The organism is Parafrankia sp. Ea1.12, assembly GCF_900465275.1.
GTDB classification, from domain to species: Bacteria; Actinomycetota; Actinomycetes; order Frankiales; family Frankiaceae; genus Parafrankia; species Parafrankia soli.
Genome location: NZ_UBIZ01000488.1, coordinates 1 through 10,107 on the forward strand (window position 1 = coordinate 1; position 10,107 = coordinate 10,107).

Below are 10,107 nucleotides of genomic sequence, written 5' to 3' on the forward strand. Positions count from 1 at the left end.
ACTTCACCACAGCCTGTGGATAACTTGTGGAAAGTGTGTGGAGAGCTGTGGACAGCTGCGGCCCCCGCTCGCGCCACCCGGCCGCCCCGCCAGACCGGCATCCCTGGTGGGGCAGGCTTTTCGAGCTGGCTCCGGCGCGCGCCGCCTGCCCCGTCCGGCGGTGGACGGCCTGTTGACGGCGGACAGCACCGGGCGGGCATCGGGCGGGCGCCGTGGCACTACCCGGAGACGGCGGCCTACGGCCCGATCGGGCCAGCGTGAGCACCACTTCCGGGCGGGCCCGTCGACACCGGGCGGGAGCGGCGCGACCTGGATGACTCGCTTCCGTTTCGCCGGACGACGTCCCGCGGGGGGCCGCACGGTCCCCGTCGGCCGTGACGATTGTCCCCTCTCGTGGTTATGGTCGACTCAGGGCCCTCCCCGCTCGAACCGCCGCCGTGGTGGCATCCCGGTCATCCCGGGGCGGCACTGCCGAAACGTCGAGTACGCAAAGCCGGTCAGATACGCAATACCGGCCAAGTGTGCTATATCAGTCAAATACGTAAAGGCCGGTCGAGTACGCAACGCCGGAGTTCAGGCCTTGGTCGGCCCGAAAGCGCCGATCGCCTGGATGAATCATCGCACCGCATGGCCGGATGGTGGGGTCACCTGAGCTCCGGGATTCCGGCTTCCAGCCGGAACACCCGTCACCGGACACCGTGGATTCGCGGCCGTTGGTGTCGCCGGCGGCCGTTGACCGACATGAAAGACATCGACGACCTGCGACGACACCCGCGACCGCGGTGGACAGAGTGGACAACCCGGACTGGCAGCTCGGACGGACAAGGGACGGACGTCCCGAATCGCCGGGGTGACATACCCATCAGGACCACGTCGAGACGTGAGGAGGACCGCGGCATCGGGTAGGAGGACCCGATCGGATCGCGACGTCGATGACGACGATGTGACCAGCGAGAAGGGATCACGAGTGACCATAAATGTCGCCAGGACCGGGCTCTGGATGCCCGCCGGGCAGTGGCCACGTGGCACGGCCGAACGTCGCGACACCGCCCAGGAGCTCGAGGAGCTCGGCTACGAGATGGTCTGGTTGGGCGGCGCGACGGCGGACCTGGAACTACCGGCGGCGCTGCTGGAGTCCACCGAGAACCTGTGTGTAGGCACCGGGATCCTGAACATCTGGACCGAACCGGTCGACCTGCTGGCCGACACCTACGGCATGTTGGAGAAGGCCCATCCCAGCCGCCTGCTGCTCGGGGTGGGAACCGGGCACGCGAAGCGGGTCGAGGCGACGACGGGTCGCCGCTACCACCACCCCTACGGCGCCGTCCTGTCCTACCTCGACGCGCTCGACGCGGTGGGCATCCCCGTCTCGGCGCGGGTGCTGGCGGCGCTCGGGCCGCGCATGCTCGGCCTGGCCGCGCAGCGGGCAGCCGGGGCGCACCCCTTCCTCGTCACACCGGAACACACCCGGATGGCACGGGAGATCCTCGGCGGCGGCGCACTGCTCGCGCCCGAGCAGAAGATCATCCTGGAGACGGACGCCGACCGGGCCCGCGCGATCGGGCGGGCCGCGCTGGCGGTCTACCTGGACCTGCCGAACTACACGAACAACCTGCGGCGGCTCGGCTTCACCGACGCCGACCTGGCCGGCGGCGGCAGCGACCGCCTGGTCGACGCCCTCGTGGCGTGGGGCGACATGGACACCATCCGGGCACGGCTGGACGAGCACCGCGCGGCCGGCGCGGATCACGTCTGCGCGCAGATCCTCACCGGCAGCCGGGAGCTGCCGCGGGAGCAGTGGCGTGACCTGGCCGCGGGGCTCGACCTGAGGCCGCGGGCGGGCGCCGGAGCTCACGGAACCGGCCTCTGACCGCGGTGGAAAGGCGGCCGCCGGGTTCGCGGTGACCTCGGGGCCCCGAGGTCACCAAAAAGATCCACTGGCAGTCTTGCCTGCGAAGGTAGTACCTTCGCAGAACCGAGTTCGTGCTGCCCTGTGTCTGCGGCCCTGTCACGGAGTGTGACGTATGCCCGCAGATCGTTCTTTTCTCGACGAAGCAGCCCGCACGGGAGCAATCCGCACACCGGCGGCGCCAACCCCGGTTGGTCCGGCCGATGCCTCGGCGCGTCCCACGCCTTCTGCCCCGGCCGAGGTTCCGGCCACTCCCGCCCCGGCCGGTAAACCCGATGGATCCGAGGGCGCACCTCGTCCCCGAGCCGCCGCGGACGCCTCCTGCGAGGTGTCCGCGGCGGGGCCCGCGAGTGGGCCCGCGAACTTCCTGAGCGAGAGCGGCGGCCTGCTGGACAGCCTGATGACCGGCATGGACGTCGGCGAGCGCTCCCGGATGCTCGGGATGATCAGCTCGAGCGTGGAGGCCGAGCGGGAGGCCGCGCTCGACGGCCGGATACGTCGCCAGGTCGACGTGGGACCTCGCCACCGGCGGCGGCGTGAACCAGGTCAGGAGCCCGATCCGGCGTCGGCCGGCGCGGGCCCGGATGACGTCTCCGACCCCGCCGAGCGTTCCGGGCGCGTCGACCGGTGATCCCCGAGGGCTTCCTGGTTGCTCTCGATGATCCCATGGCGCTGAAGATCACGGTACGGCTGAACCCGTGGGGTGCCACGGCGGCGCTCGACGGCGACCTGGACATGGCGACCGAGGCGCCGGCCGGGGCCGCCCTCGACGCCGTGCTGACCGCGGTCGCCGCCCGGCGTACGCGCTCTCCCGGGCCTGTGGGGCCTGTGGGGCTGGTGCTCGACGTGTCCCGGGTGTTCGCCGACGTCCGCGGACTCACTGTGCTGCACCTGCTGTGGCGCGCCGGGGAGCGCCGCGCGGTCGCCGTCGCGCTCAGCGGAGCGGGGCCGCTGCTGCACCGTATGGTGAAGCTGCTCACGTCGCCTGGAGTTCCGCTCTACCCTGACGTCGCCGAAGCCTGGAACGCCGTGCTGACCACGTCCGAGCGAGTGGAGCGGGTGGTAGTCGGCGGTCGTGCCGACGGTGCCTCTCCGCGCCCTCCGGCCAGTCGCGGGAGAACACATGGAGATCGAAAAGGCGCGCCTGGACGCCAGCCTGACCCGGCTGCACCACCTCGTCCCCGAGCGGGTAGAGCTCGGTGAGCTGCTGTCCGAGGCCGTGCGCGCGATCACCGACGTCTTCGGGCTCGACGGCGCTGGCATCCTCGTCGTCGACGCCGACCGGGCCCTGCGCAGCGTCGCCGCGAGCAACAGCAGCGGGCGCCTGCTGGAACAGGTGCAGGAGGAGCTCGGTGAGGGCCCGTGCGTCGAGTCCTTCGTCCTGGACGAGCTGGTGGTGAGCCCGGATCTCGCGGGTGAGGCCCGCTGGCCGCAGGCCAGGCCCAGGCTGCTCGCCGGCGGGGTGCGGGCGGTCCTCGGCGTGCCGATCCGGATGGGCGGCGGCCCGATCGGGACGTTGAACGTCGCCGACGACTCGCCCCGGGAGTGGACCTCCGCCGAGCGCGAGGCCCTCGAGCGGTTCGGGCAGGTGCTGGAGAGCATCCTGCTCGCCGGTATGGTCGCCGACCGCAGCACCAAGCTGGCCCGCCAGCTGCAGTTCGCCCTCGACTACCGCGTCCCCATTGACCGGGCCGTCGGCTACCTGATGGCCGTCTGGGACACGGACGCCGTCACCGCCTTCGAACGGCTGCGCCGCGCGGCGCGCAGCAGCCGCCGACGGGTGTCCGAACTGGCCGAGGAGATTCTCGCCGGGCGGGTCCGGCTCTGAGACCCGCGGGTCCGGCTCTGGGTCCGCGGGTCCGGCTCCGAGGCCCGCGAGGCCGTCGTCGCCCGAGGCCCCCGGTTTCCCCGAAGCCTGCGGCTGTCTCGACCCCGCTTCCGGGGGTTAGCCCGATGGCTGCCGCGCCTCGTGTTCTTGTTCACTGTCCGCGGGGAAGCTTCGGGTTGTCACCAGACCGACAGGCCACATGTCTACCGCTTGCTCGCCTGGTCGGGAAGTGTCGGCCCCTGATGCCACCATCCGGTGAGTGATGGCCGTGGATTTCCCCACGGCAGAGACGAATTAGCTAGAGGAATAACGAATGATCCAGAAAGGAGGGTGATGATCGAGGCACGAGGGCTGACCAAGCGTTACGGCCGTACCGTTGCCGTCAACGACCTGACCTTCACGGTGCAGCCCGGCAAGGTGACCGGCTTCCTGGGCCCCAACGGCGCGGGTAAGTCGACCACGATGCGCATGATTCTCGGGCTCGACCACCCGTCGGCCGGCAAGGTCCTGATCGGCGGGCGCAGGTACCGGGAGCTCAAGGAGCCGCTGCGCGAGGTCGGCGCGCTGCTCGAGGCGAAGTGGGTCCACCCCAACCGCTCGGCGCGCGCACACCTGCGCTGGATGGCCGCTTCCAACCGGCTGCCCGCCAAGCGGGTGGACGAGGTCCTGGAGGTCGTCGGTCTCACCGGGGTGGCCGGGCGCCGGGCCGGGGGCTACTCCCTCGGCATGGCCCAGCGCCTCGGGATCGCGGTCGCGCTGCTCGGTGACCCCGGGGTGCTGCTGTTCGACGAGCCGGTGAACGGCCTGGACCCGGAGGGAATCCTCTGGATTCGCCAGTTCATGCATCGGCTCGCCGATGAGGGTCGCACGGTGTTCGTGTCCAGCCATCTCCTCTCCGAGATGGCGCTGACCGCCCAGGAACTCATCGTCATCGGCCGCGGGCGACTCATCGCGCAGACGAGCACCAAGGAGTTCATCAACTCGGCGTCCGACTCCTCGGTGCGGGTACGCGGCCCCGAGATGGAGCGGCTGCACAGTGTCCTCACCGGCCAGGGCCTGGCGGTCCAGGAGACACCCGCCACCACCGACATCCCGGCCGCCCTGGTGGTTCGCGGCAGCTCCACCGAGCAGGTGGGCGAGCTGGCCGGCACCGTCGGGCTGGTCCTGCACGAGCTCTCCGAGTCGCGTGGCTCGCTGGAGCAGGCGTTCATCCAGATGACCGGCGGCGACGTCGAGTATCACGCGGGCGGTGTCGGCCCCACCGGGCCGCTCGTCGGCACCGGGCCGGCCGGCGCACCCGGTGTTCCCGGGTTTGCCGGCCCGCCGCCCGGCGCGGTGCCACCAGGGGGTGCTCCTCCCGGCGCTGTGCCCGCCCCCACCCCTCCGGGCGCGACACCCGCCGGACCATCGGGCCCCGGCGGCCCGTCGGTACCGGCGCCTACCAGCCCCGGTACCGATGCCTGGACGGGGGTCAACAAGCCATGACGCTGCTCACCGTCGAGCGGATCAAGCTCTTCTCCACCCGCTCGCCCTGGTGGTGCATGATCCTCGCGGTCGCGCTCACCGTCGGCCTCACCGCGGTCTTCAGCGCCGCGACCAAGCCGAGTGACCTCGCCGATCTGACACCGAGCGTGACGCAGTTCGCGTACAACTTCGGGCTCGTCGTGATGATGGTGATGGCGGCGCTGGCCGTCACCACTGAGTACCGCTTCGGGACGATCAGGTCGACGTTCCTCGCCGTTCCCAGCCGGACGCCGGCGCTGCTGGCGAAGACGGTCGTCGTCGCCGGGCTCGCCGGGATCGTCGGCGAGATCACCGCGGTGGCCTCCTGGGGCGTCGCGCGCCTGATCCAGCCGGACGCCCCGCTGGTCCTGAACACCAGCCAGGAGTACCGCAACGTCTTCGGGATCGGGCTGATCTACCTTCTCGCGGCAATCTTCGCGATCGGTCTCAGTCTGTTGATCCGGCACAGCGCGGGCGCGATCGTGGTCATGCTCGTCTACCTGTTCCTGGCGGAGAGCCTGCTGCCGGTCATCCCGCGCATCGGTGACCACATCCAGGACTGGTTGCCCTTCATCGTCGGGAACAACTTCATCGTCGCGGGGCAGCCGGAGACGAACGACGGGCCGCCGGTGGTCGGGGGCCTGCCCTTCGGGCCCTGGGGATCGTTGATCTACTTCGCCGCAGTCTGCCTCGGCATCCTGGCGATCGGCCTCGCCGCCGCCAAGCGGCGGGACGCCTGACCCACCGCGGGAAGTCTGGCCCCCAGCGGGTCGCCTGACCCGCTGGGGAAGTCGACTGATCGGGGCTGCGGGGGGCCCGGCCGGACGTCGTTCCGGTCGGGCTCTGTGGCGTCGGGCGCTGTGGAGTCGGTCCTTCTGGAAGCCGGGCTCGGGATGCTCGGTCGAGATTGTGCCGATTGCTGCCTCCAGGCAGGCAGTTTGTGGTCTGAAGCAGGGCCCGCGCGCATCCCACGCCGCTACTGTGGGTAGCGAATACTCTGATGCGACAGCTGTGGTGGCGGGGAGTGGCTCGTCCGCGGCTGTTCGGAGCATTCGACAGCGACCCCGGGCATTTCTGCCTCACCTCGGCGGCCCGCGTCGCGATCGTCGCCCCCGCCCTGCTCGCCCTCGTCTCCACGCTTGTCGGCGATGTGCGGATGAGCCTGTTCGCCTGGTTCGGCGCCTACGCGCTCCTCGAGTTCGTCGACTTCGACGGGCCCCGACCGGCCCGGCTCACCGCCTACCTCACGCTCGCCACCACCGGTGCCGGGATGGTCGTCCTCGGCACGCTCGGCTCGCGCTCGCCCTGGCTGGCGGCGTCGATGACCGCGGTCGTGGCCTTCGTTGTGATGTTCTCCGGCGTGCTGAACGCCAAGGTCGCCGTCGCCGGCCGATCCGCGTTGCTCGCCTTCGTGCTGCCTGTGATGACACCCGGCCCGATCTCGGCGATACCGGAACGGCTGGTCGGCTGGGGGCTGGCCTCGGTCGCCTCGATCACCGCCGCGATGCTGCTCTGGCCGCGCCGCCCGCCGGACCGCCTGCGCGCGGAGACGGCGGACGTCTGCCACGCGCTCGCGACGGCCGTGAGCTGGCAGCCCCAGGTGCCGGACCCGCCGGCGGCGGTGTCGCGCGGTCCGGCGGCCGACGTGTCGCGGCGTCCGGCGCCCGATCTCTGGCCGGCGCTGCGGCGGCTGCGGCGGCAGTTCGTCGCGACGGCCCACCGCCCGACCGGGGTCGGTGGCCGTGCGGCGGCGCTCGGCCACCTGGTGATGGACGTCAACTGGCTGGTGCCGTTCGCCCTTCCGTGGCCGGAGCGGGACCGGACCGCCCGCGCCTGCTTTCCCGCGGAGGCCGCCGAGCTGCACGCCGCCGTCACGGCGACGCTGCGCGCGGCGGCCACCCGCATCGGACCGTCCGACCACGGTCGGCCCAGGGCCAGGGCCAGGGCCGACGGCGGGGGTGGTGGGGTGCGGGTCGGGGACGATCGGCTCGGGATCGCGCGACTGGAACGGTCCGAGCGGGCGATGCGGTCGGCGTTGCTGCGGCAGCTGCGGGAGCCGGCGCCTGCCTGCCCACCGGACCTCGCCGCGGCCGAGGCGTTCCGCCTGCGCCGGTTGGCCCGGGGGGCCAGGGAACTGGCGCTGAACGTGCTGCGGGTGACCGGCCTCCTCCCGCCCCGCCCGCCTGCGAGTCCCGTCCGGCGCACCGTGGACGCGTTCCATCACGCGCGCCGGCTGGTGCGCGAGCGGGGAACCGCCGCGACCGATCTCGCCGCCGGCTACGCCAGCCCGCGGTCGGTGTGGTTCCGCAACAGCGTGCGCGGCTCCCTCGGCCTCACCACGGCGGTGATCATCGCCCAGGCCGCCGGGCTCCAGCACGGCTTCTGGGTCGTGCTGGGGACCTTGTCCGTCCTGCGCTCGAACGCCATGGCCACCGGTTCCGCCGCGGTACGCGCGCTCGCCGGCACCGGAGTCGGCATCGTCGTGGGTGGCCTTTTCGTGGTCGCCGTCGGCACCCACACCGCCGTCCTGTGGGCGGTTCTCCCGCTCGCCGTGCTGCTCGGGAGCTACTCCCGCCGCAGGTCGGGGTTCGTACTGGGCCAGGCGGGCTTCACGGTCGCCGTGCTCATGCTGTTCAACATCGTCGAACCCGCCGGCTGGCGGGTGGGCATAGTACGGATCCAGGACGTCACGATCGGGTTCGGGGTGAGCATCGTCGTCGGTGCCCTGCTGTGGCCCCGCGGTGCGGTCGCCGTGATCCGGACCCACGCCGAATCCGCCTACCGAAGTGCGGTGACGTTCCTCGATCTCGTCGTCCCGCACGCGCCGGGTGCCCCCGAGCATCCGGCCGTGGCACCGGCCGCCCGCGAGGCGATCCGGGCCGGCCGCCTCCTCGACGACGCCGTACGCCAGTTCCTCGCCGAGCAGCCGCCGGGCCGCTTCGACGTCGACGCGCTGATGACGATCGCCGCCGGCGCGCTGCGTATCCGGCGGACGGCGCAGCTCCTGTGGAACGGGGACGTCCCCTGGCCGCCCGATCTGACGCCCGATCTCCCACGCGCGGCCGGCGCCGGCCGCGCCGAGGCCACCGGCTTCGCCGTCGCCCAGGGCATCCTCATCGAGGACATGCGGGACCTCTGCCGTTGGTACACCGCCTACGCCACGGCCCTCGGCGCCGCGCGGCAGCCACCCGAGCCCGAAGCCGGCTCCGGCCGGGCCGCTACAGCCGGGCTGATCATGATCCACAGGGCTGCCCGCGCGCACCGCGGCCCCGAGATCCTCGCCGGTGCCGCGCTGACCTCCCGGGCCGCCTACCTGGACATCCTGCGCGACCTGCAGCCCCGGCTGACGGCCGCCGCCACGGCGCTCGACCGGACGTCCGACGGCGGCCGGGACCGCCCGCGCAAGCCGGTCGATCAGGCGCCGGGGCCCCAGGGGTCGCGGCCGGCCCCGGAACGCTCGCGAGCCTTCATCCGAGCCTCGTAGACGTGCCGCTGGCCGTCGGTGAGCAGGGCGCGCACTCGTTCCTCCGTGCTGACGAACGGCCGGTAGTACAGGTCGTCGTACTCCTCGACGATCTGGAACGTCCACCGTCCGTCCAGCACGTTGCGGCCGTGCAGCTCCCGCCGTACCTCGGCCGCCAGCCGCGGGTGCCCGGCCTCGCACAGGGCGTCCAGCGCCTCGCCGAGAATGAGATCGGCGCGGCCGGAGAGCTGGTGGAAGGAGTACAGCGCGCCCCGAGCGCGCTCCACCCACTCGAGGGCCTCGCTGAGCTTGCCGGCCGCCGCAGAGGTCGCGTCGTCGACCTGCGGGACCGTCCGATCAGCCGCGGGCTCTGCGAGCTCTGCGGGTGTGGCGGGCGTCGCGGAGGACGGGGGCGGCGTGGGTGCGGCGCGCGCTGTGGGCTTCTGGGCCGCCCACGAGGTGTGGCGATCGTGCCGCCCCGCGGTGTTCGGTGCATGGGCACTGGTCACAGTCCTGGCGTGCCCGGCCGGGCCGGACACAATCAAACCGATCTTGCGCGGACCACCTGAGGCGACCGGCACGATGGGCGTGGCGCGAGGCCGACGACGGAGGAGAACACGGTGGACCACGAAGACACTGATGGTCCGTGGTGGGTGCACTGCCGGTGCGGTGAGCTCAACGGCGAACATCCGACCGAAGCCGACGCCCGTGCGGCGGCGGATGGCCATTCGGCCTCGGACAGGCGATGCGGCGAGATCTCGATGAGCGCCTGCCGACCGGGCGTCGGCTTCGTGCCGATGTTCCTGCTGGGCGACGACAGCTGCACCGACGCGACGACCGACCAGGAGGCCGACGGCCAGTGGCAGGTCACCTGCTCCTGCGGCGCGCTGGACAGCCTGCGTTTCCTCACCGCACAGGACGCCCAGGCGGCGATGGATGATCATCTCGATGCCGAGGACGACCGCGCCCGCGCGCTCTTCGAGCAACTCGCCGGGGACGGCTTCGAGGGCCGCCTCCGCCGCGGCTGACGAGCCGGGGTCAGGGGCCTTTCGTCTCCCGACCGAGACAGTCGGGTGATGTCCCGGACACCACGGCCGCGGGCTGTGAGACCCTGGTCAGGTACCCGGCGGGCACATGACAGACGAACTCCGGCAAGCCGGACACAGCCTGGCAGAGTCTCCGCAGGTCAGGAGGGCTCGCCTAGTGGCCGATGGCGGCGGTCTTGAAAACCGCTAAGGGGAGTGATCCTCTTCGTGGGTTCGAATCCCACGCCCTCCGCTCTGTGATGTCCCGGGACATCGGCATAGCCCTGAACCCACGATCCTGGGTTCAGGGCTTCGTGGTTTTCGGGCCCGGCCATGCGGGATCTCCCGGAGGGCCGGACCCCCGGGCGGGGGACGGGCG

General features: G+C 71.9%; 9 protein-coding genes and 1 tRNA gene. 9 read left to right on the forward strand and 1 reads right to left on the reverse strand.

What is annotated here, in order from left to right; translation table 11 throughout:
- The first annotated feature begins 967 nt into the window (after window positions 1-967).
- The 7 genes from FMEAI12_RS29155 to FMEAI12_RS29185 all read left to right on the forward strand — a co-directional run bounded on the left by FMEAI12_RS29155 (window position 968) and on the right by FMEAI12_RS29185 (window position 8,724).
- Complete coding sequence (locus tag FMEAI12_RS29155) at window positions 968-1,870, forward strand: LLM class F420-dependent oxidoreductase (protein WP_071060878.1); 903 nt, start codon at window positions 968-970, stop codon at window positions 1,868-1,870.
- 367 nt (window positions 1,871-2,237) lie between these two features.
- On the forward strand, window positions 2,238-2,540 hold the full coding sequence (locus FMEAI12_RS29160; RefSeq protein ID WP_071060879.1) for a hypothetical protein: 303 nt from the start codon (window positions 2,238-2,240) through the stop codon (window positions 2,538-2,540).
- Window positions 2,541-2,575: 35 nt separating this feature from the next.
- Window positions 2,576-3,112, forward strand: coding sequence for an anti-sigma-factor (locus FMEAI12_RS29165; protein ID WP_235014740.1), 537 nt, complete (start codon window positions 2,576-2,578; stop codon window positions 3,110-3,112).
- On the forward strand, window positions 3,033-3,737 hold the full coding sequence (locus tag FMEAI12_RS29170) for a GAF domain-containing protein (protein ID WP_071060883.1): 705 nt from the start codon (window positions 3,033-3,035) through the stop codon (window positions 3,735-3,737). Before FMEAI12_RS29165 ends, FMEAI12_RS29170 begins: the two co-directional genes overlap by 80 nt.
- A 333-nt stretch (window positions 3,738-4,070) precedes the next feature.
- Window positions 4,071-5,222, forward strand: coding sequence for an ABC transporter ATP-binding protein (locus FMEAI12_RS29175; protein ID WP_112108576.1), 1,152 nt, complete (start codon window positions 4,071-4,073; stop codon window positions 5,220-5,222).
- Window positions 5,219-5,980 (forward strand): ABC transporter permease, encoded by a 762-nt coding sequence (locus FMEAI12_RS29180; protein ID WP_071060886.1) that lies wholly within the window; start codon window positions 5,219-5,221, stop codon window positions 5,978-5,980. The genes FMEAI12_RS29175 and FMEAI12_RS29180 overlap by 4 nt, the downstream gene beginning before the upstream one ends.
- A gap of 260 nt (window positions 5,981-6,240) precedes the next feature.
- Window positions 6,241-8,724: an FUSC family protein gene (locus FMEAI12_RS29185; protein ID WP_112108577.1), complete on the forward strand. Its 2,484-nt coding sequence runs from the start codon at window positions 6,241-6,243 to the stop codon at window positions 8,722-8,724.
- Here the strand turns inward: FMEAI12_RS29185 and FMEAI12_RS38780 are convergent.
- Window positions 8,655-9,212, reverse strand: coding sequence for a hypothetical protein (locus tag FMEAI12_RS38780; RefSeq protein WP_235014742.1), 558 nt, complete (start codon window positions 9,210-9,212; stop codon window positions 8,655-8,657). The two genes, FMEAI12_RS29185 and FMEAI12_RS38780, sit on opposite strands and share 70 nt — an antisense overlap.
- 111 nt (window positions 9,213-9,323) lie before the next feature.
- Here FMEAI12_RS38780 and FMEAI12_RS29195 point away from each other — a divergent pair, with 111 nt between their 5' ends.
- Window positions 9,324-9,731, forward strand: a complete 408-nt coding sequence (locus tag FMEAI12_RS29195; protein WP_200835450.1) for a hypothetical protein — start codon at window positions 9,324-9,326, stop codon at window positions 9,729-9,731.
- A 161-nt stretch (window positions 9,732-9,892) separates the two neighbouring features.
- Window positions 9,893-9,981, forward strand: a tRNA-Ser gene (locus tag FMEAI12_RS29200).
- Window positions 9,982-10,107: the final 126 nt, after the last annotated feature.